Raw genomic sequence first — 24,987 nt, 5'->3', positions numbered from 1 at the left:
TAATACGTAATTTTTTTTCAAAAACTGCGTTTTAGCATCTTTTAACTAAGTTATAGTACTTATTTTTACATAAAAATATAAGTGCTATGAAAACTACAAACTCATTATCTCAATCACACAAAATTTTATTTTTGAACACATTGGCCTTTACAGTGTGTTTTGCCTGCTGGACATTAAACGGGGTTTTAGTAACCTTTTTGGTCGATAACGGAATTTTTCATTGGAGCGTTGTTCAAGTTGGATGGCTCTTGGGAATTCCAATTTTAACAGGCTCAATTATGCGCTTACCAATTGGTATGCTCACAGATAAATTTGGAGGGAAATATGTCTTTTCACTTTTACTGTTGCTTAGCTCAATTCCGCTGTTTCTCCTTCCCTATGCCGACAGTTTTTTTATGTTTGCTTTACTTAGTTTCTTATTTGGAATGGTAGGAACTAGTTTTGCTGTTGGAATAGGATATACTTCGATCTGGTATCCAAAAGAATGGCAGGGACGCGCTTTAGGAATCTTCGGAATGGGAAATGCCGGCGCCGCAATCACGACATTTTTAGCTCCTTCCCTATTAAATCATTTTTCAATCGATGATCCGCAAAATGGCTGGAAAATACTTCCAATTATCTATGCTGTTTCCCTTGTTTTAATTGGAATTGCTTTTTTAATTTTTGCTAAAAATAAAAAAATTGAGAACCATACAAAAAGCGTTCGTCAAATGCTTGGTTCGCTAAAATCAGCTAGAGTTTGGCGATTTGGAGCCTATTACTTTTTAGTTTTTGGTTGTTTTGTTGCGTACTCTCAATGGCTGCTGCCCAATTTTATGAACGTTTATCAAACCAGTTTAGTTATGGGCGGATTATTTGCCACAATGTTTAGCCTTCCTTCTGGTGTAATAAGGGCTTTTGGAGGTTATTTATCCGATAAATTTGGCGCGCGAAAAGTTATGTATTGGGTTTTAAGTTCTTCTGTTATTTTAAGTGCCCTATTAATGATTCCTAAAATGGAAATCACGACTACAGGTCCTGGTGTTCTTGCAACAAAAAAAGGAACAGTAACTTCTATTGCAAAAGACAATATTAAAATAGGTGAAACAGAATTTAACATTACACAAAAACAAGAAAACAATTCTGAAAATGCAATTCTCCCAACTCGAACATCTTGGCAGCAAGTTGTTGTGGCGCAGAACCAAACCGTAAAGAAAAAAGAGCTGCTGGCAAAAGGAATTACTGTAATAAAATTCGATGCTAATATGTGGATATTCTTAATTTTAGTAATTTTAATCGGGATTTCTTGGGGAATTGGCAAAGCAGCAGTTTACAAACATATACCAGAATATTTCCCTACAGAGGTTGGTGTTGTTGGAGGTATGGTTGGAATGATTGGCGGCTTGGGAGGCTTTTTAGGTCCAATCATTTTTGGATACTTGCTGACCGCAACAGGAATTTGGTCAAGTTCATGGATTTTTATTTTACTATTTTCGACCATTTGTCTCGTTTGGATGCATTATACCATAACTAAAATCATGAACGAAAAACAGCTGGCTTTGGCAAAAGTAATAGACAGAAAATAAGCGTATTAAAAGTTTAAAAATAATTATCAAATATGATTAATATCACTAAAAATAAAATCATTATAAGATAAATTTGTCTTTTATTAAACCATCATAGATATGAAAAAAACTAGAATAATTCTATCCTTACTTTTTCTAGGATTTGGTGCTGCCATGCAAGCGCAAGAATTTGATGCCAACTTACAATTAAGACCACGTTTTGAATATCGAAACGGATACAAAACTTTATTACCAGAAGGTCAAGAAGGAACTTCGCAAATCTCACAGCGTTCTCGTTTAAATTTAAATTTTAAACAAGATGATTTGATTGTTAAATTAACTTTTCAAAACATTAGAACCTGGGGAGATGTACCAACCACAACCACCGCAGATAAAAATGGCGTTGCCATTTTTGAAGCTTGGGCGCAATACAACTTCACCGAAAAATGGAGCGCAAGAGTTGGGCGCCAAGTACTCTCTTATGACAATCAGCGTATAATGGGTGAAATCGATTGGTTACAACAAGGACAAAGTCATGATGCGGTACTAGTTACTTTTCGTCCAAAAAACCAGCAGCTTGATATGGGATTTGCTTTCAACTCAAATGCCGAAAATATAGTACAAACTCCATACACTGTCGCCAACTACAAAGCTATGCAATACGCTTGGTACCATACATCCTTCAGTAATTTAAGCATGAGCTTATTAGCCCTAAATACTGGATATGAATATGCCAATGCCGACGCAAAATTATTGGTAGATTACAAACAGACTTTTGGAACCTATTTAACCTATAAAACAGGTAAATTAGATACTAATTTCTGGTTATATGGACAAACTGGTAAAAGTACAGACAAGCAGGTAAGTGCATGGAATGCCGCTGGTTATTTAGGCTACAATATTTCTGATGCCTTTAAAGCTGGTTTAGGTTATGAATTTTTATCTGGAAAAGATACAAATGACGGCAGTACAGTAATTAAATCGTTCAATCCAATATTCGGAACCAATCATGCTTTTAATGGTTATATGGATTATTTTTATGTTGGAAATCACCAAAACAGCGTTGGTTTGCAAGATGCCTACTTAAAACTAAGTTATAATGTAAAAAAATGGCAGTTTGCATTAATGCCGCACGTATTTTTATCTGCCGCTGATGTTGTGACTCCAACAAATGAAAAACTTGATTCTTACTTAGGAACTGAGGTCGATTTTACTGCAGGCTACAATTTCAAAAAAGACATTACGCTAACTGGAGGTTATTCCCAAATGTTTGGTTCAAAAACTTTAGAGTTCTTGAAAAACGGAGACGCCGGTCATACTAACAATTGGGCTTGGCTAATGATTTCTGTAAATCCTAGAATTTTTAGCTGGAAGAAATAGTTTTTTCTAAAATTAATATTAAAAATCCCCTCTTTTAAATAAAGAAAAAGGGGATTTTTTTTACGTACATTTGAGTTCATTATTACCAAAACAGAAAATTTTCAATGAAACTCATAGCTTGGAATTGCAACATGGCATTCAGAAAAAAAGCAGAATTTATTCTGACTCATAATCCTGATATTGTCATAATTTCTGAGTGTGAAAATCCTGAAAAATTAAAATTCCCAAATGAAGTGCAAACACCAAATGACATTCTTTGGTACGGTACAAATCCGAATAAAGGACTTGGCGTTCTCTCCTACAGCAATTATCGCTTTCAATTATTAGATTGTCATAATTCAGACTTCAAAAATATCTTACCGATAGCTATTACTGGCGGAAAAGTTGATTTTACCTTATTTGCTATTTGGGCAAATAATCCCGCAGATAAAGATGGTGCATATGTAACGCAAGTTTGGAAAGCCATTAATTATTACGAAGATCTCATCAAAGAGACCAAAACAATTTTAATCGGTGATTTCAACAGCAATACCATTTGGGACAAACCGCGTCGTGAAGGAAATCATACGACAGTCGTAAATAAATTAGCCGATAAAAATATTTTTAGCACCTATCACAAATATTTTAATCAGATTCAAGGCCAAGAACAACATCCAACTTTATATCTTTATAAGCACGAAAACAAACCTTATCATATCGATTATTGTTTTGCTTCAAATGATTTTATGGAAGTTTTAGAAAATGTTGAAGTCGGAAATTACAAAGATTGGACTTTGCACAGTGATCATAAACCTTTAATAATTAATTTTAATTTATAAATAATGAACAACTGGACCCAAAGATGGGATGACCGCTACAGCAACGAAGAATTTGCATATGGCGAAGAACCCAACAACTACTTAAAAGAACAAATTCAAAAATTAAAGCCCAGCGCTATTCTTTTTCCTGCCGAAGGCGAAGGACGAAATGCCATTTTTGCCGCAAAATTGGGTTGGAACGTTTCCGCTTTTGATATTAGTGAAGAAGGAAAAAATAAAGCTTTAAAACTTGCTGAAGCTAACAATGTTTCAATTGATTATCAAGTTGGCGAATTAAAAACACTGGATTTCAAAGAAGAACAATTTGATGTAATTGCTTTGATTTATGCTCATTTCCCTGCAGAAATTAAATCCGAAATTCACAAACAGCTTGATCAATTATTACGCAAAGACGGTATTATTATTTTTGAAGCTTTCAGCAAAAAACATCTAGAATATCTTGCACTAAATGATAAAGTTGGCGGACCAAAAGACATTGAATCGCTTTTTTCTATTGAAGAAATAAAAAGTGATTTTCCGAATTATGAAATCATCGAATTAGAAGAAAAAGAAATCGAACTGAACGAAGGTTTATTCCATAACGGAACAGGTTCTGTAATTCGATTTATTGGCAGAAAAAAATAAGTATTTGTACGTAATCATTTTAACACATAGAAATATAGTTCGCCATTCTTAAAAAAGGCATTCCATTTGACAAAAAGAACATAGCTTAAAAATCCTATGTTTCTATGTGTTAGAAAGTTTTAAAAATATTTATGCTCCATAATTTCAGAGCGTAATTCCTCGACTTCCAAAATCCCAATACGTTTTCCAGCCGTTTTTATTAGAGCTTCTTTCTTAAGACTTGAAATAACACGAATTGCTTGTTCTTCGGTTGTTCCTGCAAAATCGGCAATTTCTTTTCGTGAAAGATCAATATCAATTAAATCATTGATTTGTCCGAATTTACGATGAATATAAAGCAATAAATCAACCACACGTTCACGAACATTCATATGTGCAATTTTACGAATGTTGTTTTCACTTTTGTTTAATTCATCAGCATAAAAAAGCATTAAAGCATAGGTAAGTTCTGGAATATGCTGTAAAATTTCCAGCATCGTTTCATTACTAAAATTGCACAAAACGGTATCTTCCAAGGCATAAGCACCAATTAAATACTTTTTCCCAGTTCCAAATCCGCGAAAACCAATAATATCTCCACTTTTCGTTAAGCGTACAATTTGCTCACGTCCGTTAATTCCCGTTTTAACCGTTTTCGCTTTTCCTTTGCAAATAAAATATAGTCCTTGCAAAGAAGAACCTTCCACAATAAACTGATCCGATTTTTTGCAGACTATATTCTGTTTCTTAGAAACATAAGTATTCATTTGCTCTAAATGGAGATGTTTCTTGATAAAGCAATTTTCATTGGCACAAGAATAACAAAGGGTTTGTTCTTCTTTCATGAGTCCTAATTTCTATTGGATTAAAAACTAATTTGTTGCTGCTCATTTTATTGCATCAAAAATAAAAAAATAAATTCAAAAAATAAGTATTTATACGTAAAAATACTTATTTTTGTATAAGTGATTTATCTAAATCACTACAGATTCAGTAAATAGTATCTAAAAAAAGAACTGTAATGCAAAATACCAAAATCAAAACTACCTGTTCTTATTGTGGCGTTGGCTGCGGCATAATCGTAACCAACGATGCTAAAAACGGCATTATGGTTGAGGGTGACAAAGATCATCCGGTAAATAAGGGAATGTTGTGTTCTAAAGGAATGAATCTGCATTACGTAGTCAACGATACTTCTGACCGAATTTTATATCCCGAAATGCGAGGCAGTAAATCTTATCCACTCGAGCGTGTAAGCTGGGATATTGCTCTAGATCGCGCTGCGGCAGTTTTTTCTTCTATTATAAAAAAACATGGTCCAGACAGCGTTGGTTTTTATATTTCAGGACAATGTTTAACTGAGGAATATTACTTAGTAAATAAATTGGTAAAAGGTTTCTTGAAAACCAATAATATCGATACCAATTCACGACTCTGCATGAGTTCTGCCGTTGTGGGTTATAAAAAGACTTTTGGAGAAGATTCTGTACCAATTGCGTATGATGATATTGAATTGGCTGATACTTTTTTAATTACAGGCGCAAATCCCGCTTGGTGTCATCCTATCCTATTTAGACGTCTTGAAAAACATAAAGAGAAAAATCCAAAAACGAAGGTCATAGTAATTGATCCTAGGCGCACTGATACAGCCGCTTTTGCCGATTTGCATTTGCAAATTCTTCCAGGTTCTGACATCATTTTATATCATGCAATTGCCAGACGTATAATTGAAAAAGGCCATGTTGATCATGATTTTGTCAAAAACAATGCTGAAAATTTCAAACAATATAAAGATTTAGTACTAAGTACGTCGCTTGAAAAAGCATCAAAACTATGCGGAATATCAGTAAACGATATTAAACTCGCCGCAGATATTATCGGAAAGGCTAAAGGATTTATTTCACTCTGGGCAATGGGATTAAATCAAAGTGCAGTTGGTGTTGACAAAAATACGGCTTTACTGAATTTGTCTTTATTAACAGGACAAGTTGGGAAACCAGGTTCTGGACCATTTTCATTAACGGGTCAGCCGAATGCTATGGGCGGACGTGAAGTGGGCGGAATGGCGACACTTTTGGCAGCGCATAAAGATATTGCAAATCCTACACATCGCAAAGAAGTGGCTGACTTTTGGGGCGTTGACGAGATTTCAGATAAACCGGGTTTAACGGCAACAGAAATGTTTGAAGCTTTAGAATCGGGAAAAATGAAAGCTGTTTGGATTATTTGTACAAATCCTTTGGTTAGTTTACCAGATTCACGCCGAATCGAAAAAGCGCTTCAAAACGCTAAATTTGTAGTGGTTCAAGATATTTCGCATAATGCTGACACAGCCAAATTTGCCGATTTGCTTTTGCCTGCCGCCGGCTGGTTAGAGAAAGATGGAACAATGACCAATTCTGAACGCCGAATTTCTTATTTGCCAAAAGGAATTAATGCGCCGGGAGAAGCCCTTCCAGATATTGAAATTTTAATTCGTTTTGCTAAAAAAATGAATTTCCACGGTTTCGATTTCAATAATGCCGAAGAAATTTACAAAGAGCATTGTGCACTTACCAAAGGTACTAATATCGACATTTCATTTTTAAATTATAATCGTTTAAAAACTGAAGGCACTTTTCAATGGCCGGTTCCAGATTACGGACATCCGGGAACGCCTAGATTATTTACTGATAAAAAATTCTATACGCCTTCTGGAAAAGCAATTTTTAATCTTCCTGATTCAATCGAAAATACATCGGTACAGCCCAATTCCGAATTTCCTTTTATTTTAACTACAGGACGAATTCGCGATCAATGGCACACGATGACCAAAACGGGAAAAGTTTCAAGATTATTAACCCACATTCCAAGTCCAGTTTTAGAGATAAATCCAATTGACGCCTTTAAAAATGAAATTAAAAATGGTGATATTATTACTGTTACAAGCAAAAATGGCGAAGTTCGCGTAAAAGCAAAAGTGACCGATTCTATTAAAGAAAAGGTACTTTTTCTGCCAATGCATTGGGGAAAACAACTTGAAAATGACTTAAATAGAACAAACAATCTAACGAATACTGTTGTAGATCCTATTTCAAAAGAACCTGATTTTAAATACACGACCGTTTCGATTAAAAAATATATAAAACCCTTTCAGAAAATTGTCATTGTTGGCGCCGGCGCAGCTTCATTCCGATTCATTCAAAATTATCGTGAATTCAATACTACTGATGAAATTATTGTTTTTTCAAATGAAATAAATCCGTTTTACAATCGCGTTTTATTGCCCGAATATATGACGGGAGAATTTACTTGGGAACAACTTTTAAAGGTTAAAGACGGCGAAGCATTAAACAAGCTGAATATTACCATGAAAGCGGGAATTTCTATCGAAAAAATAGACTCTAATGCAAAAACTATAAAAGATAGTTTGGGCGAAATACATACTTTCGATTCTTTGATTTTAGCAACCGGAAGTCGCCCTTTTATTCCAGAAAACGCGCAACTGCACCTTCCGGGTCGATTTACCGTAAGAAGAAAAGAAGATGCCGACCGTTTAAAAAAACATCTTGACAGCACCAATCTTCCGCCAGAGGAACAACATGTTGTTATTATTGGCGGAGGTTTATTAGGATTAGAATTAGCGGCTGCTTTAAAACATAAAAAAGTAAAAACTACTATAATTCAGAGAGCTTCGCGTTTAATGGAACGTCAGCTGGATCGAATTTCGAGTAAATTATTGGCCGAAGAAGTACAGCTTCGTGATATTCAAATTTATTTTGATAATGAAGTCAGCACCGTTTTTGAAACGGATAATGAAAACGAAATTGAAATTGCCTTAAAAAGCGGTAAAATTATAACTGCAAATGCAATTGTTTATACGATTGGAACAATTCCGAATATCGAAATTGCGAGAGAAGGTGGTCTTGCCTGCGGACGCGGCGTAAAAGTCAATCAATATTTACAAACTTCGAATCCTGATATTTTTGCGATTGGAGAAATAGCAGAATTCAATAATAAATTATTCGGAATTACTTCTGCCGCCGAAGAACAAGCAGATATTCTGGCAAACTTTTTAGCGGGCGATATCAGCAGTTATTACAAAGGTTCGATTTTAATGAATATTTTAAAATTAGAAGACATAAATCTGTGCAGTATCGGAGATATTACAATTCCAGAAAACGATGATTCGTATGAAGAAATTGTTTTTACTGATTTGAAAAAACGTTATTACAAAAAATGCATTGTAAAAGATGATCTTTTGGTCGGAGCAATTTTAATGGGCGATAAGAACGAATTTGCCGAATTCAAAACGATGATTGAAAGCAAAATCGAATTATCAGACAAGCGTAATATGCTTTTAAGAGGAAGTTCAACTGCAAAACCTGTATTAGGAAAATTAGTCTGTTCCTGCAGTCAAGTTGGCGCAGGAAATATTGAAGAAACCATAAAAAGCGGTGTAAACGATTTTACCGATTTATGCAAAAACACTGGTGCAGGATTAGGATGCGGAAGCTGTAAAACGGAGGTTAAAGAGATATTGGCGAAATGTAAAGTTTAAAAAATTGTTTCAAGTTTTCTTTGTCTCAGGTTTCAAGATGCTCACCGTTTGTCATTTCGAGGAACGAGAAATTACACAAGAAACTCAGCAAAGTACAAACCAGTCTTTGTCGAAATTAGAGTGTGATTTCTCCTTATGTCGAAATGACAAGATTGCGGTCAAACCTGAAACATGAAACCTGAAACTTGAAACGTGAAACGTGAAACAAATAAAACTATGGAGTTAACAAGATTAATAGTAAAAGGAGGCGTTATGTCACCGGGAGAATTGCTAGAAGTAGTAAATATTGCTTTAGACGAAGGTCTGGATTCTGTTTCTTTTGGTTCGAGACAGGATATTATTTTCCCCAAAGGTTTTAAATCTTTAGACAAAACCACTTTAGGAAAACATCATTTTGTTTATCCAGATCAAAAAAGCGGGAATAATATTGTTTCTTCTTATGTTTCAACCGATATTTTTAGAAATACCAATTGGCTGACAGGAAATCGATTTTTGTATGTTTTAGAAGAATTTAAAGAACAACCCAAACTAAAAGTTAACATTACAGATCCAAAACAACAGTTGGTTCCTTTATTTACAGGACATTTAAATTTTATAGCTTCAGAACATGAAGATTATTGGTATCTATATATCAGACTTCCAAAATGGGAAAAGATGGAAGTTTATCCTGTCTTGATTTATACTTGGGATTTAGCGAAAACTTATTACGAAATTGAGAAAATTACAGACGAAACCACACTTGATATCGAAATACTTTTTACACTGATAAGCGAAGCTTTAGATACTAATAATCGAACAATCGACAAACCTTTAAATATTCCGTTTTATCCTTTTCCTTATTACGAAGGAATGAACAGAATGGGAATCGATCAATACTGGCTTGGGCTTTATTGGCGAAATAATTTATACGATTTAGATTTTTTGAAAGAAATGTGCGATTTGTGTTTTGAATGCAAAATCGGAAAAATATGTATAACGCCTTGGAAATCTTTCATCATAAAAGGAATTCCGAAAGACCGAAAATTAGAATGGGAAAAATTTTTAGGCAAAAGGGGAATTAATGTTCGTCATTCCTTATTAGAATTAAATTGGCATCTGCCTGTTGCTATGGAATGGGCATTGAACTTGAAAACATTTTTAGTTCGTACGCTCGATCAATTTGACATAAGCACTTATGGACTTAATTTTGGCATTTCAGAATACAATCGCGACGGACATTATTTTACTTCGATTGTAATCGAAAAAAATGAACTTCCAGCAGCTTTAGAATCTATTAAAATCAGGGATACCTACAATGTTTTGTTTGCTAAGAATTTTGATCCGAATACACGAGAATATATCGTTCATTCTCAGGATATCGACAAACTTGAGCTGCCAACTATTCTAATCGAATTAAGCCGAAAATATTTTGATGAACTTGGAAATACAACAACGGAAACAACCGAAAATCTACAGAAAAAGGAAAAACCACAATTGGATATTTATCAATGTCAAGAATGTTTAACGCTTTATAAACCCGAATATGGAGATGAAAGTCAAGGCATTCCAAAAGGAATTTTGTTTACAGATTTAGACGACGATTATTGCTGTTCTTTGTGTGAATCACCAAAAAGCAATTTTAAAATTTTAGAGATTATCACAAATTAATATCTTCACCAGTATTAATAGGATCTATTAACTTCGTAAGTTTACTAGTGCTCCTGCCCTGCTGTCCAATATTTCTTTTGTGACTCCTTATTGCTATTGGGAGCAGAACAATAAAATGTCCCTTTCCTCAGAGTTAGGCCATTCGTTTTCACTTGAATTTATTAGAAATATTTTAATTTTCACAATTCACAATAACCATTCGAAATTCATAATTACACCTCATTTTTTCATGTAGAATTGTTAAGAGATTCTGATTAAAAACTCCAAGCAAAAAAACAAACAATTCACTTTCAACTACTTAATATTAATTTTTATAGGAAAACTTAACATTGAGTAACTTGTTTTATAATTATCTTTACTTAACCGTGACTTAACAATTTAGTTACATTATTAACGATAACTTTACCTAAAAGCGCATTTAATATGGAAAACAAACCCGAAGAAAGTACCCCGGAAAAAATCGATTCTGTAAAACCTGAAGCTGTTAAACCAGCTACAGAAAACGCAAAACCAGAAAATACTCCTGTTAAGAAAGCACCTGTTCGCAAAGCTGCACCTGCAAAAACGACAGCAGCAAAACCAACTGTGGCAAAACCAGCTGTGGCAAAACCAGCTGCATCAAAGCCTGCAACAACAAAGGCTCCCGCTGCTTCTGTTACAAAAGCTGCTGCGACACCTACAGCAAAAGCGCCTGCTAAAGCTGTTGTAAAATCTGTGGCAGCAACTACACCAAAACCAGCTGTACGAAAAGCTCCAGTAAAAAAAGTATTAACTCCTGCAGCAAAACCAGAAGAAAAAACTGCAGTTGCTGCAACACCAGTTACTGAACCTAAAAAAGAAAATACTAACCAAGCAGTTAAAACTGAAAAAGATAAAGCTGCTAAAAAAGCCAAAAAAGTGAAAGATAAAGAAAAGGAAAAAGAGAAAAAGAAAGCAGCTAAGAAAAAAGAAAAAGCTAAAAAAGATAAAAAGAAAGAGAAAGCTAAGAAAGCAAAATTAAAAGCCAAAGCCAAGAAAAAAGAAAAAGCTAAAAAAGCGAAAGAAAAAGCTAAAGCTAAAAAAATCGCAAAAAAGAAAGCGAAGTCTCAAAAAAAGGCAAAAGCTAAAAAGAAGAAATAATTACTGAGAAAGGTTTAACTTTAAAAAAGTTGAACCTTTTTTTATGCTCATTTTTTGTCATTTAGACGAAGGAGAAATCTCCGCAAAGAAGATCGCCGATCTTTGTCGATTTACGAGTGTGATTTCTCGTTCCCCGAAATGACAAGATTGTATAAAAAAAAACTCGACTTCGCTCAGCCTGACAATTCACAATTAACAATTAAACTATCCCCCAATCGCAATCATACTGCGGTTATCAAAATGTTTAGCAGGATCATTCATTTCGTCAATTGTCGCCATTCCTGCTCTGACTTTCTTTTTACTTCGAATAGATGTTTCAATTAAATTCATAATTGATTCTCCATTTCTAAAAGGAGTCAATAAATCGGTTTCAGAATTTGAAAAAAGACAATTTTTTATTTTTCCGTCAGCAGTTAAACGAATTCGGTTGCAGCTGTCACAAAACGGATTTGTAATCGAACTTATGATTCCGAAATCGCCTTGAAAATCTTTTATTTTATAATTTCTAGACGTAAAGTTTTTCTCGTCTTCTAATTTTTGAATTTGATCTGAAGAAAAAGTATTTCCAACCAACGATAATATCTCATTTTGTGAAACCATTTTACTTCTGTCCCACTCATTTCCTGCAAAAGGCATAAATTCAATGAAGCGTACAGAAATGGGTAGAAACTGTGTTAATTTCACAAAATCAACAATTTCATTATCATTAAAACCTTTCATTAAAACCACATTAACTTTTACCAGAAAATCATTATTTAAAAGTAAATGGAGGTTATCAACAACTTTCTCAAACTGATTTCTGAGCGTTACAGCATGAAATTTAGACGCAATCAAAGTATCTAAACTCAAATTGATCTTTTTGATTTTAAATTGCTTTAAAACGGCAATATGACGGTCGATTAAAATTCCGTTTGTAGTAATAGAAAGCGAAATATCTAAAGAAGCTAATTTTGAAATAATCTCAGGAAAATCTTTTCGAAGAAGTGGCTCTCCACCAGTTAATCTAATTTTATCAACACCATTTTTTACGAAAGTTTCGGCGATACTAAAAATCTCTTCAGCAGTCATTAAACTCGCTTTTGGCGAAAGCGCAATTCCATCGGCCGGCATGCAGTATGTACAACGCAGATTGCATTTTTCCAAAAGCGAAATGCGCAGATAATTGTGTCTGCGTCCAAAACCATCCGTCAAAATAGTGTTAGAGGCTGTCATGGTTTTTTCCTTTTAAAATATGAAAAACGTGCATTACATGCGGAAACACCGCATCCATCGATTCTCTAGCTCCGTTTGTAGAGCCTGGTACAGCCAAAACTAAGCTTTTGCCCAAAGTTCCTGCAACGGTTCTAGACAACATTGCATAAGGCATTCTTTGCTGTCCGTAATCGCGAATGGCTTCTTCAATTCCTGGAATTCTGCTTTCCAATATTGGCGACAAGGCTTCTGGTGTTACATCTCTTGGTGATAATCCCGTTCCACCCGTAAAAATTACCAGCTGATTTTCTTTTGTGTAAGCTTTTGTTCTTTCCTGAATAATATCTAATTCATCAGGAATAATTTCATAATGTGCTGTTTCAACTCCGTATGAATCTAATTTTTCCACAATTATTTTTCCCGATCGATCTTCTTTATCGCCTGCAAAAATGGAATCAGAACAAACAAAAACTGCCGCTTTTATAATGTTAGGAAATTTATTCTTGAAAGAAGATTTTCCGCCTTCTTTAGTAATCAATTTAATAGTTGAAATCTCGATTTCTTTATCAATTGGTTTAAGCATATCGTACATCGTCAATGCCACGATTGATGCACCGTGCATGGCTTCAACCTCAACTCCGGTTTTGTAAACGGTTTTTACATTGAAGATAATCTGAATTTCTAATCCTTCAATTTTATATTCTACTGAAGTAAATTCAATTGGAATTGGATGGCAATCGGGAATGGACAAATGCGTGTTTTTTACCGCAAATAATCCAGCAGTTTTTGCCATTTCCAGCACATTTCCTTTTGGCACAAGATTATTTACCACAGCATCAATTGTCTCTTGTTTACTGACTTTGACAATTGCTGTTGCTGTAGCTTTTCTTAATGTGCTTATTTTATGCGTAATATCTACCATTAACTATTTTGTTTCCAAGTGAATGTATCGTTTTCAAACATTTCTTTACCAAAAATTGGCACGTCGGTTTTTATCCAGTTTACTATGGCTTCTGTCGCTTCATAAACTTGTTTGCGTCGTGTTGCCGAAACAAATACAAACAAACAGATTTCGCCTGCTTTTACAACACCTAAACTATGATAAATGTGCATGCAGGTTAAATCGAATTTAGCAAAAGCTTTCTCGCGAATTGTGTGCAATGCCTCATTTGCCATATCAGTGTAAGCCGAATAATCAATTGCTATGACTGTATTATCATGAATTACATCGGCACGAACTTGTCCTAAAAAAATATTGTGTGCGCCAATTGTATGTTTCGATTGGTGTTTTGCGATCGACTCAGCAATAAATTCAGGAGAAATTGGTCCTTCTACAAATACATTTTTACTCATTTTTTTATGTTTTTTTTATAGCTGTGAATTCACGAATTTTAATTTTTTATCTCTAAAAAAATTAACCGCAATATTATCATTTCGATGGAGGAGAAATCTTCACAAGTGACTCCATAACTAGACCCCAATCTTTGTCGAGTCACCTACGAAGATTTCTCCTCCGTCGAAATGACAAACTATACGTAAATCTTTTAATCTTTGGCTATATTTTTATTTCTTCTTTCAATAATTTCTTCATTGCTAAAACGCCTCCAGCAATACTTTTTACATTCTTAAATTGATGTTTTTGAAGCAACTCAAGTGCCATTTTACTTCTGATCCCAGATTGACAGAAAACATAGATCATTTGGTTTTTGTCTAGTTTTTCGATTTCATTTTCCAAAAGCAATAATGGAATCTGAACTAGATTTTTTAAACTGATTTTTGGCAATTCATCAGTGTTTCTAACGTCTAAAAATAAAACGGAATCCTTGTTTATTTCCTCTAAAACAGAATCAAAACTTATTTCTGCAACTTCAGATTTATTATACTTTTCTTCGAATGATTTTCTGCTTATTGACTGAATATCATTTCTGTCAAAACTATATTTTTGTTGTTCGTTGTTCAAAATATTGTAAACCAATATTTTTCCGTTCAAAACTTCTCCAATTCCGAGAATCATTTTTAAAACTTCATTTGCTTGAAGCAGACCGATAATTCCAACTGAAATTCCAATTACTCCCGCATCTTCACAATTCAAAGCATTATTATTTTCATCAGGATACAAACATCTGTATGTTGGTCCGTTTTGATAATTAAAAACAGAAACTTGTCCCTGAAATCTAAAAACAGATCCATAAACCATTGGTTTATTAGCGACAAGACAAGCATCGTTTATTAAATATTTTACTGCAATATTATCTGTTGCATCAACAATAATATCATATTTTTCAAATAATGAAATAGCATTTTTTCCTGATAACTTTTCAGAAACTGCATTTACTTTTACTTCAGAATTCAATTCAGAAATCATCAATTTGGCTTCTTCTGCTTTTGATTTTCCAACTGCCGAAGTTTTATAAATAACTTGTCTGTGCAGATTTGAAATTTCAATTGTATCATCATCCACAATCCCAATTTCACCTACTCCTGCGGAAGCCAAATACGGCAAAATTGCAGCGCCCAAACCACCGGCACCAACAACCAAAACTTTAGATTTCAGCAATTTGTACTGACCTTCGGCTCCAATTTCTGGAAGAATGATTTGTCTATTATAACGGTTTGATGTATTCATTTTTTTTTATCCTCCCGCAAATGGCGGCAATAAAGCCACAACATCGCTTGTCTGTAATGTAAAATCTGTTGTTTTTGAAACTATTTTTTGGTTTACGGCAACGCTGAAAGTCAGTGATTCGAACTCATATTTTTCGTTTAAATCCTGCAATAGTTTTTGCAATGACACTTCAGAAAAAGATAACTTTTCGAATTCACATTTTGTCTTTTCGGCTACAGCTCCAAAATATTTAACTTCAATCATTATTATAAATTTAAATTCTGAAAAATGAATTCATCATCAAAATGTTCCTGAAAATACGAAATCCAGCTTGAAGTATTTCGTACTACTTCGCCAATCACAATAATTGCAGGCGATGATATGTTTTTTTCAGATACCAATTTAGTAATTGTATCAATAGTTCCAATTACTTTTTGCTCTGAATTTTTCGTTCCGTTTTGAATGATGGCAATTGGCAGATTGTCATTTCTATTTTCTTGATAAATAGAAATGATTTCATCCAGTTTATGCATTCCCATTAAAATAACTACTGTCGCAGCTGATTTTGAAGCTAACTGAACATCTTTTGATAATTTATGATCTGAAGTTGTTCCAGTAATTACCCAAAAACTTTCGGCAACTTTTCGTTGTGTCAAGCTAATTCCTACTGAAGCAGGAACACCTAAAGCAGATGAAATTCCCGGTACAATTGCAGTTTCGATTTCAAATCGCTCTGCAAATTCAATTTCCTCACTTCCGCGTCCAAAAATAAAAGGATCGCCGCCTTTTAAGCGAACAACATGTCCGTGCGTTTTTGCCATCGAAACAATCAAATCATTAATCTGATCTTGTGTGTAAGCGTGACAGCCTAGTCGTTTTCCAACAAAAACTATTTCGGCATTTGATGCGTATTCCAATAATTCCTCGTTAACCAAAGCATCATACAAAACAACATCGGCACTTTTTAAAGCTTTTATAGCTTTCATCGTAATCAATTCAACGTCGCCGGGACCTGCGCCTACAATCGTTAATTTTGGTGTTTTTAAGCTTTGCATACTCTTTAACTTAAATTGATATTCAGATCATTTAATTCGTCTGCCGAATTAATATTGGTTAAGTGAAAGTTTTCACTTTCTTCTATATTCACAATTTGATGCGGCACTTTTGCAAGTAAATCCATCATTTTTAATTCATTAGAATCGACTGCATCTTTAATTATTGAAATAACTTTTTTCGAATAAATTCCAATTAATGGGTGAATTCTACTTTGTGAAGCAAAAACAGTAATTCCAGCTTCTTCTGTATGTTTTGAAATTAATTCTTGTAATAATTCAGTTGAAATTAACGGAATATCGCAGCTTAAAATCAAATTAAATTCGGTTTCAGAATGTGATAATGCAGTGTAAATTCCACCTAATGGCCCTTTCTCAGCAATCACATCAGGTATTTTCTGGTACGGCAGATAATCATATTCTTTTGAAGCCGTAATCAATTTTATCTGATCTGTAATGGGTAAAATTGCCTGAATTATATGTTCAATAAATGGTTTTTCCTGAAACAGCACTAATCCTTTTTCAGACTGCATTCTGGAGCTTTTTCCGCCGCAAAGAATAAATACTGTTGGTGTTTCCATGATTTTTTGTTTCAGGTTATTTTACCGCAAAGAGCGCTAAGAATTTTTATTCATTATTGTCTTTAAAATTAAGTTCGTAAAGCTGAAAATTCACCAAGGTTTCAAACTTTAGCTATGTGTTTTTATTTATACAGCGACCCTTATCTTTATTACTCAAAAATCTTTTTCTATCCTCTTTCTATTTTTTTGTTCTTAAAATCTAATCTATTGGTAGTAAAGTAACTAATTGTCCTTTTTTATATTCTTCAATACCTTCGGGAACGATTAGTAAACTGTTTGCAACGGCAAATGTGTTAAGCATGGCAGAACTTTGACTGTCTAAAACTTCAACATGTGTTTCGTTGTATTTAGCTTTCAAAAACAATGTTTTCCCTGTATTGTTTTTAAGATCTGAGTTTAATTTCCGAATTACTTTTGTTTTGTGAATCTCCAAAAATCCAATTCTGCTTTTTATTGCCGGAACAACATAAATGTAAAAATTAGTCAGCGATGAAGCTGGATTTCCAGGTAAGGCAAAAACTAGTGTTTCATTTTTAGAACCGAAAAACATAGGTTTTCCGGGTTTTTGATTGATTTTATAAAACAGTTCTTTTACATCATTCTGCAACAATGCTTCTTTTACAAAATCATAATCTCCAACTGAAATTCCGCCAGAAATTAAAACTATATCATACTTTTTTAAAATACTTTTTAATGCTTTTTTGGTAGCTTTTAAATTATCTTTTACGCTGTAAACTTTTGTTTTTTTAATACCAATAGTTTCAAGAGCAGCTTGAAGCATTACAGAATTACTTTCGTAAATTTTTCCTTTTTTCAGTTTTTCGCCGGGTTTTACTAATTCGTTTCCCGTCACTAAAACTGCGACTTTAGGTTTCTTGTGTACTTTAATTTCTGTGATTCCTAAACTGGCTAAAAAACCAATTGCGGCTGGAGTCATTAAAGTCCCTGCTTCAAAAACAATATCGTCTTTAGCAATCTGCTCTCCTTTAGGGCGAATATTTGCACTTTTTGCGGGCATTGCTGCTATAAGTATCGAATTTTTATTTGCAATTACATGCTCTTGCATTACAACTGTATCAGCATCATCAGGTACAAATGCGCCTGTAAATATTCTAACGGCTTCATTTGCATTCAATTTTAAATTTGAATGATCTCCTGCTTGAGATGTACTTACTATATCATATTGATGTTTTATACTGTGAATAAAAGCATATCCATCCATAGCCGATTGACGAAACGGAGGCATATGAATTGGAGAAATAACTTTCTCTGCCAAAACATAACCTAATGCTTTACTTACGGCTATTTGCTGTGCAGGCATTTTGGCACTGTTTGCTTCAATTATTGTTAATGCTTCTTCAACTTTTATCATAAAATGCTATCCTTTATAAGCAAAAAAATACTTACTACAAATATAAGTATTTTTACTTAGTTAAAATCATTAGTACCTATTTTTTTTGAATATAAATTTAGGGTAATTCTTTTGAATACTCTCAGAAAAAATCCAACAACATTTTTTATGACAAAAAATCTTGTTTTATTTATTTCTAAAATTACCCTTTGGCAGATAATACAACCATGCAAAACCAATTAAAAATAGGACTGCCGATGCTATGAAGGCAGGAATCAATATTTCTTTGTTATTGTCTAAGGCATTGTTTAATGAGGCGTACAAAAGCCAAATTTGAATGCTGACATTCAATATTAAAATAAAAATAAGTGTCGAAAGTATATTGTTCAGCTTATTAGGGTTTGAGCGATTCTGGCTACGTCTAAAAGTACTCATACTTATAAAATTAAATTATACAAATTAGCTTTCTTTGTTTTCGATATAAGCTTTTACAAAAACGGCATTCTCTTTAAACACGACTTCTAATTGGGGTAAAGCTCTTGGCGGCGGTCCAGCAATTACATCTCCAGTTTTTGCATCAAATGATCCTTCATGGCAAGGGCAATGTATAATTCCTGTTCCCGGCTTATAAAATACTGAGCAGGATAAATGTGTACATTTTTGTTCGTAAGCTTTAAATTCTCCGCTTTCAAGATGTATTAAAATATAGGGAATTGTGCTGCCTTCTAATACAAATCCTCTTGTTCCGCCCACAGGAACATCTTCTTTATTACAAATAAAATGTTCGCCTTGCACTTCTTCTTTTGGCAGTAAAAATGCTTTTGCGGTTACAAAACCGCTTCCAACCATTAATCCGCCAGAAACAAAAGTCAGGAATTTAGCGAAATCGCGTCGGCTGACTTGAGTTGATTCCTGTTTTTTTATGGGGAAATCCTTTTTCCAGTTTTGATTTAAATTATCTTCTTTTGACATGACTCGGATTTAATAAATTCTTAATTCATTACTGCCTTTCGGCATCATAATATTGACTTTTGTTTTTACTCTTTCTTCTCCAAAAATGAAGTTATTGATTGGTGTACTATTTGGTCTCATTTCTTCAATTTGCTCTCTTGTTCCATAAAACAAAGCGCCGCTAGGACAAACTGTTGCACACATTGGTTTTTTACCAACACTTGTTCTATCGTAGCACATAGTGCATTTCATCATCAAATCATATTCTTCTACTTTTTTTGGCACTCCAAAAGGACAAGCCATAACGCAGTTTGAACAGCCAATACATCTTTCTGTACTTGCGGTATGCACAACGCCAAATTCGTCTTGAGAAATGGCATCAGCCGGACATACATTAGCACAAACAGGATCTTCGCAATGCATACAAACTTGTACTGTAGTTTGAATTGTTGATGCACGATCTACATAATTTACGCTTATAAGAGTCTGCTGCCCATTTGTTTCGCATTCGGCACAAGCCATTTCACAGGCTTTACAGCCAATGCAGCGCTGCATATCTACAAAAAATTCTTCGCTTGTATTAAAATTGGTCAAATTCATAAGTTTACTTTTATAGATTAAACACTTGCATACGCTTCAGATTCTGTAGACGGCGGGGCTATTTTTCCCTGCGGATCCAGTAAACAGGCACACACTTTGAACTCTGGAATTTTTGAAATTGGATCTAATGTTCCCGGTGTTAATTGATTGGCTGATTTATGTCCCGGCCAGTGATAGGGAATAAAAACAGTATCTTTTCTAATTGTTTCTACAATATTTGCAGGAAAAACTCCTTCTCCTCTTCTAGTGGCAACTCGAACTAATTCGCGTTGTTTGATTCCATATTTCTCTGCTAATTCTGGATGAATTTCTAACATTGGTTCTGGAAATTGATCCACTAATTTTCCAATTCTTCGGGTTTGTGTACCGCTTAAATATTGCGAAACTACACGACCTGTAGTTAATGTTATCGGATATTCTTCATCAGTAACTTCTCCGGGCAGTTTATAGGGCGCAGGATTAAAATGCGCTTTTCCATCTGGAGTTTTAAACTTTTTATCTTCCCATAATCTTGGAGTTCCCGGATGATCGTCTGTAGGACAAGGCCAGAAAACGCCTAAATTGTCTTCGACTTTTTTATACGATATTCCAAAATAGTCTGCTGTTCCTCCTTTTGAAGCAACACGAAGTTCATTAAAAATTGCTTCGCTGTCATCATAAGTAAATTTATCTTCTTCACCTAGTCTTTTGGCTATTTCTAATAAGATTGAAGTATCTGTTCTGGCTTCTCCCGGAGGCGTAACTGCTTGTCTGATTCTAATTACTCTACCTTCTGCAGATGTTGTCGTTCCTTCTTCTTCTTCTTGCAATGAGCCAGCTAAAACAATATCGGCATGGCGGGCAGTTTCGTTTAAAAAGAAATCGATACAAACGTAAAATTCTAATTTTTCTAATGCTGAACGCACATAATTGTTATTTGGAAGCGAAACAAGCGGGTTGAAACAAATCGAAATTAATCCTTTGATTTCATCTCTGTGAATGGCTTCGATAATTTCATAAGCTGTAAGTCCTTTTCCGGGCATATCTTTTTCGTCAATTCCCCAAACTTCAGAAATATATTTTCTGTGCTCTGGATTCTCAATATCTCGATTTCCAGGCAACTGATCGCATTTATGTCCGTGTTCTCTTCCTCCCTGACCATTTCCTTGACCAGTAATAGTTCCATAACCGCAATAAGGTCTTCCGATTCTTCCTGTTGCCAAGACTAAATTGATGCAGCCTAATACATTATCAACCCCTTTTGAGTGATGTTCGATTCCTCTCGCATGAAGTAAAAAACTGGTTGTTGCTTTTCCCCATAATTCGGCGGCAGCTTTTATTTTTTCTTTGTCAATTCCAGTAACTTCTTCTCCCCATTCCAGCGTATAATCTTTTACAGCATCAATTGTTTCCTGAAAGCCTGAAGTATAATTATCTATAAAATCATGGTCGAGCATATCGTGATCTACCAAGTATTTAAGCATTGTTCCATACAAAGCAGAGTCTGTTCCAGGCTTTACATCTAAATGTATATCGGCAGTTCTTGCAAGGGGAATCATTCTTGGATCAATAACAATAAGTTTTGCTCCGCGATCTCTGGCTTTCCAAATCCAATGTGTTAAGGTTGGAAATGTTTCACTGATATTTGCTCCGGTAACAATAATTACTTCGGCATATTCTAAATCAGAATAATTGTTTGAAGCTCGGTCTAAACCAAATGCTTTTTTATTTCCAGCTCCTGCACTTACCATACAAAGCCTTCCATTATAATCTAGATTTCTTGTTTTTAAGGCAACTCGGGCGAACTTTCCAACTAAATAACTTTTTTCGTTCGTTAGAGAAACTCCTGATAACATTGAAAATGCATGTTTGCCGTATTTTTCTTGAATTCGTTTTATTTCAGAAACAGTTTTATCCATAGCATCATCCCAAGAAACTTTTTCAAATCCTTTGCCTTCTACTCTTTGTATAGGATGCAGAAGACGATCTGGATGGTTATTTTGCAAATAACGCTGTACTCCTTTTGGACATAAACGGCCTTCATTAAAAGGAAATTCCATCCAAGGTTCAAAACCTACAACTTTGTTTTCTTTTACTAATAATTGAATTCCGCATTGCATACCGCAAAAACAGCAATGGGTTTTCACCACATCATCTGGTTCATCTCTGCCATCGTATCCATCTTTTGGCGCATAATTTAAATGTGGCCCAAATGCCTCAATAATTTTTTCAGTTGATACAGGTAATTTTGCCATTGTCTTTTTAGTTTGTTTTGTTTCAGGTTTCAAGTTTAACGTTCTTTGAGGAACCTGAAACTTGAAACTATATTTTTATCCAAATAAATTTCCGCCTTCTAATCTGGCTTTTAAATGTGCTTGCGCTAATCGTGATCTTTTTCCTTCTGGACTTAAATCTAGGTGAGAAGTTCCATCTTCATGCGTAAAATCAAAACCCAATTGTTTGGTTACAATTTTTAAATCATCGATATGAAGCTGTGTTGCAAATTCTTCTCCAGTGTGCGGACAAACTGCCATTCCTTGTTTGATTCCTTCTTGTTTATAAATATGAGCTCCAATTTGCGCGGGACGCTGAATGATGTGAAAGAATTTTCCAAATGGAATCCATATTAAAAACATGATTACGGTTACGGCATGAATTACGGCTAAGAAATCATATGCAAATCCTTTCATGAATTGATACGAATAGGTTAAGCATAAACCTGTAACCGATATTGCAATTAATAAAATCAACGGCAGTAAATCTCCTTCAAAGGTTTGAGTTGCAATTAATCCCGGATTTGTTAATCTTCGTCTTAAATAATATACAGACCCAATTATTACAAGCCACGATGACCAGTTTAGAGCATGAAAAATTAAAAAGGCAAGAAAAGATCCTATTTCGAAATCCATCATTTTAAATCCGAAGAAATGCGCTTCGTAAATGGAAATAGAATTAGGTGCCAATGAAAAATGTATCCATCCAAATGTCAGCGGAATTGTAATCGCAAAAGCAGACAAGCACCCTAATGCGATACAAAAGTGGGCAAACCAGCGCCATTTACTTCTTGGATAAATAAACTTTTGAACAACAATATTTTGTACTGATTCTTTTCCTAAAAACCACAGGTGCGAAAATACTTTTCCTGTAAAAAGAAATTTAATACTTCTTTTAAAATACATCCATGTTGGCGGACGCTGCAGCCAAACGGTATATCGATAAACGATTCCAAAGAAAGCAAATACGGTTCCGAATAAATAAGTAATTAATGCTGCATCGAAATTCTGCAATTGTCTGGAACCATAAAACACAAGTACGATAGTAAGTATTGAAACCAGCGAAGCAACAAGAAGGGCTTTGGTATTAAATGTTTTATCTTTCATCCTTAATTTTAATTTTAATGATTACTTATTAACTTGGTTTCTCGCATCCTTTACGATTATAGAACCACCAATTGATACCTGTAGCTAATATAGTGAAAATAGCAACACCAATAAAGAATTGATCTACAGTACCATTAGCTGAAAGATTATTTCCTATTAATTTTGAAAAAATAAATGGCCCAAATGCAGCGATTGCAGCTGTCCAACCAATTACTCCAGCTGCCTGACGTTGGTTTTCGGCAAAAATAATTGGGTATTGTCTAAAGGTACCCGCGTTTCCAATTCCTGTAAAAAAGAACATTGCTAAAATTACGGTTACAAAAAGAGGAAACTGCTCCATACTTGTTGGCGCCACTAATCCTTCGGTAACTAAAATAATTGATCCTGCCAAAATTCCTAAACCAGTAATTGTAGTAAGTATAGCCCCGCCTACTTTATCAGCTACAAAGCCAAAAGCAATACGGCTGGCAGAACCAATAAGCGGTCCGTAAAAAGCATAAACTAATGGATCTGGTGCGTTTGGAAAATCACCATACAAGAACTTAATCATTAAAGGAAAAGCGGCAGATAAACCTGCAAATGTTCCAAAAGTCATTATGTATGTAATGGTACAATACCAAGTATGTTTATTAGAAAAAATATCTAATTGCTCTTTAATTGACGCTTTCATTGGAATACTTTTTAAGTAAAACCAACTTATTATAGATAATAATATTAAGAACGGAGCGTACCAAAATGCAGCCGATTGCAGATAAATTTCGGTATTTTTGACTGCAGTATTTTTAGGACTGATATCGTTTAGTATTTTCTCAGCCATCTTTGGATTTGCATTTGCAATAGCGGTAGCTTTTGCTTTTAAAGGCAACGCCGTAAAAAGAGCTACTTTATCATCTGATTGAATTGATGCACTTACTGAATCAGTAACTGTTTTCTTTACGTTAGTCAATATTCTAGCTTGTACGTCAGGATCTAAAGCAGAAAAAACCTCTTTTTGTTTTTCAATACTAGCATTCTGAAAAACAACGATTGCTTCTTTATGATCAATACTTGTAAATACCTGTGCAGCACCAAAAATACTAACACTTATAATAAGCGGCGTAACAAATTGCGCTACCGAAACACCAAAATTCCCAATTCCAGCCTGAATTCCAAGAGCTGTTCCTTTAAGTCTTTTAGGAAAAAACAAACTTGTACTCGGCATATAAGAGGAGAAATCTCCACCTCCAAAACCTGTAGTAAAAGCCAAAAGTGCAAATACCCAAAATGGTGTATTTACATCCATTACTGCAAAACCAATTCCGATTACAGGAATTAATTTAATAAGTGTAGCAAACGAGACTATATGCCTTGTTCCAAAAATAGGTAATATAAAAGTATGTATAATTCTCAAAAATCCTGCTGCAAGCCCAGGAATTGCTGTCAGCCAAAAAAGTTGATCCTTAGTAAATCGAAATCCTAATCCTGGCAATTTTACGGCAATAACACTCATCATAAACCATGATGCGAATGATAATACTAAAGTGATCGTTGTTATTGTTAACGTTCTCCAAGCGATTTTACTTCCGGTAGAATTCCAAAATACTTCATCTTCTGGATCCCATTTATCTAACCAAGTTTTCATATATCTGTTATTAAGTTATTTAAAA

The 24,987-nt window shown here is 34.4% G+C and carries 23 protein-coding genes; 7 read left to right on the top strand and 16 right to left on the bottom strand.

The features are described from left to right. The first annotated feature begins 86 nt into the window (after positions 1-86). The 4 genes from ACHRVL_RS13015 to ACHRVL_RS13000 all read left to right on the top strand — a co-directional run bounded on the left by ACHRVL_RS13015 (position 87) and on the right by ACHRVL_RS13000 (position 4,366). A complete protein-coding gene (locus ACHRVL_RS13015) occupies positions 87-1,565 on the top strand; it encodes a nitrate/nitrite transporter (protein ID WP_395413370.1) in 1,479 nt (492 codons plus the stop codon). A 99-nt stretch (positions 1,566-1,664) separates the two neighbouring features. Further along, positions 1,665-2,924 carry an alginate export family protein gene (locus ACHRVL_RS13010; protein ID WP_395413367.1) on the top strand — a complete coding sequence of 420 codons (1,260 nt, stop codon included), beginning with the start codon at positions 1,665-1,667 and terminating at the stop codon, positions 2,922-2,924. A 104-nt stretch (positions 2,925-3,028) separates the two neighbouring features. Next, on the top strand, positions 3,029-3,742 hold the full coding sequence (locus ACHRVL_RS13005) for an endonuclease/exonuclease/phosphatase family protein (protein WP_395413364.1): 714 nt from the start codon (positions 3,029-3,031) through the stop codon (positions 3,740-3,742). 3 nt (positions 3,743-3,745) lie between these two features. Continuing rightward, entirely contained in the window at positions 3,746-4,366 is a 621-nt protein-coding gene (locus ACHRVL_RS13000; RefSeq protein ID WP_395413361.1) for a class I SAM-dependent methyltransferase, read from the top strand. A 119-nt stretch (positions 4,367-4,485) separates the two neighbouring features. Here the strand turns inward: ACHRVL_RS13000 and ACHRVL_RS12995 are convergent, their stop codons facing one another. Continuing rightward, positions 4,486-5,190, bottom strand: a complete 705-nt coding sequence (locus ACHRVL_RS12995) for a Crp/Fnr family transcriptional regulator (protein WP_395413359.1) — start codon at positions 5,188-5,190, stop codon at positions 4,486-4,488. A gap of 176 nt (positions 5,191-5,366) precedes the next feature. Between ACHRVL_RS12995 and ACHRVL_RS12990 the strand changes: the two genes are divergently transcribed. Beyond that, complete coding sequence (locus tag ACHRVL_RS12990; RefSeq protein WP_395413358.1) at positions 5,367-8,885, top strand: molybdopterin-dependent oxidoreductase; 3,519 nt, start codon at positions 5,367-5,369, stop codon at positions 8,883-8,885. 216 nt (positions 8,886-9,101) lie between these two features. Next, positions 9,102-10,532 (top strand): rubredoxin, encoded by a 1,431-nt coding sequence (locus ACHRVL_RS12985; RefSeq protein ID WP_395413356.1) that lies wholly within the window; start codon positions 9,102-9,104, stop codon positions 10,530-10,532. 359 nt (positions 10,533-10,891) lie between these two features. Here ACHRVL_RS12985 and ACHRVL_RS12980 read toward each other — a convergent pair whose 3' ends face one another. Next, complete coding sequence (locus tag ACHRVL_RS12980) at positions 10,892-11,425, bottom strand: hypothetical protein (RefSeq protein ID WP_395413353.1); 534 nt, start codon at positions 11,423-11,425, stop codon at positions 10,892-10,894. Between the two features lie 4 nt (positions 11,426-11,429). Between ACHRVL_RS12980 and ACHRVL_RS12975 the strand changes: the two genes are divergently transcribed. Beyond that, positions 11,430-11,651, top strand: coding sequence for a hypothetical protein (locus ACHRVL_RS12975; protein WP_233207029.1), 222 nt, complete (start codon positions 11,430-11,432; stop codon positions 11,649-11,651). A 204-nt stretch (positions 11,652-11,855) separates the two neighbouring features. Here ACHRVL_RS12975 and moaA read toward each other — a convergent pair whose 3' ends face one another. The 14 genes from moaA to ACHRVL_RS12905 form a co-directional block, all read right to left on the bottom strand. Then, on the bottom strand, positions 11,856-12,863 hold the full coding sequence (gene moaA, locus ACHRVL_RS12970) for a GTP 3',8-cyclase MoaA (RefSeq protein ID WP_395413350.1): 1,008 nt from the start codon (positions 12,861-12,863) through the stop codon (positions 11,856-11,858). Continuing rightward, positions 12,850-13,764 (bottom strand): bifunctional molybdenum cofactor biosynthesis protein MoaC/MoaB, encoded by a 915-nt coding sequence (gene moaCB / locus ACHRVL_RS12965; RefSeq protein WP_395413349.1) that lies wholly within the window; start codon positions 13,762-13,764, stop codon positions 12,850-12,852. Before moaCB ends, moaA begins: the two co-directional genes overlap by 14 nt. Further along, the gene (locus tag ACHRVL_RS12960) at positions 13,764-14,195 is read right to left on the bottom strand and encodes a molybdenum cofactor biosynthesis protein MoaE (protein ID WP_395413347.1); all 432 of its coding nucleotides are present in this window, start codon (positions 14,193-14,195) and stop codon (positions 13,764-13,766) included. The genes moaCB and ACHRVL_RS12960 overlap by 1 nt, the downstream gene beginning before the upstream one ends. A 202-nt stretch (positions 14,196-14,397) precedes the next feature. Further along, positions 14,398-15,468 carry a molybdopterin-synthase adenylyltransferase MoeB gene (gene moeB, locus ACHRVL_RS12955; RefSeq protein ID WP_395413345.1) on the bottom strand — a complete coding sequence of 357 codons (1,071 nt, stop codon included), beginning with the start codon at positions 15,466-15,468 and terminating at the stop codon, positions 14,398-14,400. A gap of 6 nt (positions 15,469-15,474) precedes the next feature. Continuing rightward, on the bottom strand, positions 15,475-15,711 hold the full coding sequence (locus tag ACHRVL_RS12950; protein ID WP_089059588.1) for a MoaD/ThiS family protein: 237 nt from the start codon (positions 15,709-15,711) through the stop codon (positions 15,475-15,477). Between the two features lie 2 nt (positions 15,712-15,713). After that, positions 15,714-16,502 carry a uroporphyrinogen-III C-methyltransferase gene (gene cobA / locus ACHRVL_RS12945; RefSeq protein WP_129055008.1) on the bottom strand — a complete coding sequence of 263 codons (789 nt, stop codon included), beginning with the start codon at positions 16,500-16,502 and terminating at the stop codon, positions 15,714-15,716. Between the two features lie 5 nt (positions 16,503-16,507). After that, entirely contained in the window at positions 16,508-17,080 is a 573-nt protein-coding gene (locus ACHRVL_RS12940) for a molybdenum cofactor guanylyltransferase (RefSeq protein WP_395413342.1), read from the bottom strand. Between the two features lie 199 nt (positions 17,081-17,279). Then, positions 17,280-18,452 (bottom strand): gephyrin-like molybdotransferase Glp, encoded by a 1,173-nt coding sequence (gene glp, locus ACHRVL_RS12935; protein ID WP_395413340.1) that lies wholly within the window; start codon positions 18,450-18,452, stop codon positions 17,280-17,282. Positions 18,453-18,617: 165 nt separating this feature from the next. Then, on the bottom strand, positions 18,618-18,866 hold the full coding sequence (locus ACHRVL_RS12930) for a DUF6755 family protein (protein ID WP_395413338.1): 249 nt from the start codon (positions 18,864-18,866) through the stop codon (positions 18,618-18,620). Between the two features lie 24 nt (positions 18,867-18,890). After that, the gene (locus ACHRVL_RS12925) at positions 18,891-19,403 is read right to left on the bottom strand and encodes a Rieske (2Fe-2S) protein (RefSeq protein WP_395413336.1); all 513 of its coding nucleotides are present in this window, start codon (positions 19,401-19,403) and stop codon (positions 18,891-18,893) included. Positions 19,404-19,412: 9 nt separating this feature from the next. Further along, positions 19,413-19,982 (bottom strand): 4Fe-4S dicluster domain-containing protein, encoded by a 570-nt coding sequence (locus tag ACHRVL_RS12920; protein ID WP_395413335.1) that lies wholly within the window; start codon positions 19,980-19,982, stop codon positions 19,413-19,415. A 17-nt stretch (positions 19,983-19,999) separates the two neighbouring features. Continuing rightward, a complete protein-coding gene (locus ACHRVL_RS12915) occupies positions 20,000-22,216 on the bottom strand; it encodes a molybdopterin oxidoreductase family protein (RefSeq protein ID WP_395413333.1) in 2,217 nt (738 codons plus the stop codon). 75 nt (positions 22,217-22,291) lie between these two features. Continuing rightward, a complete protein-coding gene (locus ACHRVL_RS12910; protein WP_395413331.1) occupies positions 22,292-23,341 on the bottom strand; it encodes an MFS transporter in 1,050 nt (349 codons plus the stop codon). A gap of 28 nt (positions 23,342-23,369) precedes the next feature. Then, the gene (locus ACHRVL_RS12905) at positions 23,370-24,962 is read right to left on the bottom strand and encodes a magnesium transporter MgtE N-terminal domain-containing protein (RefSeq protein ID WP_395413329.1); all 1,593 of its coding nucleotides are present in this window, start codon (positions 24,960-24,962) and stop codon (positions 23,370-23,372) included. Between the last annotated feature and the right edge of the window lie 25 nt (positions 24,963-24,987).

Origin of the sequence: Flavobacterium sp. FlaQc-28, assembly GCF_044007415.1 — a bacterium.
Lineage (GTDB): Bacteria > Bacteroidota > Bacteroidia > Flavobacteriales > Flavobacteriaceae > Flavobacterium.
This window is presented reverse-complemented; position numbering and strand designations above follow the sequence as displayed.

Coding starts and splice junctions, on each gene's coding strand:
- ACHRVL_RS13015 (WP_395413370.1), top strand. CDS start 87: ATGAAAACTACAAACTCATTATCTCAATCACACAAAATTTTATTTTTG.
- ACHRVL_RS13010 (WP_395413367.1), top strand. CDS start 1,665: ATGAAAAAAACTAGAATAATTCTATCCTTACTTTTTCTAGGATTTGGT.
- ACHRVL_RS13005 (WP_395413364.1), top strand. CDS start 3,029: ATGAAACTCATAGCTTGGAATTGCAACATGGCATTCAGAAAAAAAGCA.
- ACHRVL_RS13000 (WP_395413361.1), top strand. CDS start 3,746: ATGAACAACTGGACCCAAAGATGGGATGACCGCTACAGCAACGAAGAA.
- ACHRVL_RS12995 (WP_395413359.1), bottom strand. CDS start 5,190: ATGAAAGAAGAACAAACCCTTTGTTATTCTTGTGCCAATGAAAATTGC.
- ACHRVL_RS12990 (WP_395413358.1), top strand. CDS start 5,367: ATGCAAAATACCAAAATCAAAACTACCTGTTCTTATTGTGGCGTTGGC.
- ACHRVL_RS12985 (WP_395413356.1), top strand. CDS start 9,102: ATGGAGTTAACAAGATTAATAGTAAAAGGAGGCGTTATGTCACCGGGA.
- moaA (WP_395413350.1), bottom strand. CDS start 12,863: ATGACAGCCTCTAACACTATTTTGACGGATGGTTTTGGACGCAGACAC.
- moaCB (WP_395413349.1), bottom strand. CDS start 13,764: ATGGTAGATATTACGCATAAAATAAGCACATTAAGAAAAGCTACAGCA.
- ACHRVL_RS12960 (WP_395413347.1), bottom strand. CDS start 14,195: ATGAGTAAAAATGTATTTGTAGAAGGACCAATTTCTCCTGAATTTATT.
- moeB (WP_395413345.1), bottom strand. CDS start 15,468: ATGAATACATCAAACCGTTATAATAGACAAATCATTCTTCCAGAAATT.
- ACHRVL_RS12950 (WP_089059588.1), bottom strand. CDS start 15,711: ATGATTGAAGTTAAATATTTTGGAGCTGTAGCCGAAAAGACAAAATGT.
- cobA (WP_129055008.1), bottom strand. CDS start 16,502: ATGCAAAGCTTAAAAACACCAAAATTAACGATTGTAGGCGCAGGTCCC.
- ACHRVL_RS12940 (WP_395413342.1), bottom strand. CDS start 17,080: ATGGAAACACCAACAGTATTTATTCTTTGCGGCGGAAAAAGCTCCAGA.
- glp (WP_395413340.1), bottom strand. CDS start 18,452: ATGATAAAAGTTGAAGAAGCATTAACAATAATTGAAGCAAACAGTGCC.
- ACHRVL_RS12930 (WP_395413338.1), bottom strand. CDS start 18,866: ATGAGTACTTTTAGACGTAGCCAGAATCGCTCAAACCCTAATAAGCTG.
- ACHRVL_RS12925 (WP_395413336.1), bottom strand. CDS start 19,403: ATGTCAAAAGAAGATAATTTAAATCAAAACTGGAAAAAGGATTTCCCC.
- ACHRVL_RS12920 (WP_395413335.1), bottom strand. CDS start 19,982: ATGAATTTGACCAATTTTAATACAAGCGAAGAATTTTTTGTAGATATG.
- ACHRVL_RS12915 (WP_395413333.1), bottom strand. CDS start 22,216: ATGGCAAAATTACCTGTATCAACTGAAAAAATTATTGAGGCATTTGGG.
- ACHRVL_RS12910 (WP_395413331.1), bottom strand. CDS start 23,341: ATGAAAGATAAAACATTTAATACCAAAGCCCTTCTTGTTGCTTCGCTG.
- ACHRVL_RS12905 (WP_395413329.1), bottom strand. CDS start 24,962: ATGAAAACTTGGTTAGATAAATGGGATCCAGAAGATGAAGTATTTTGG.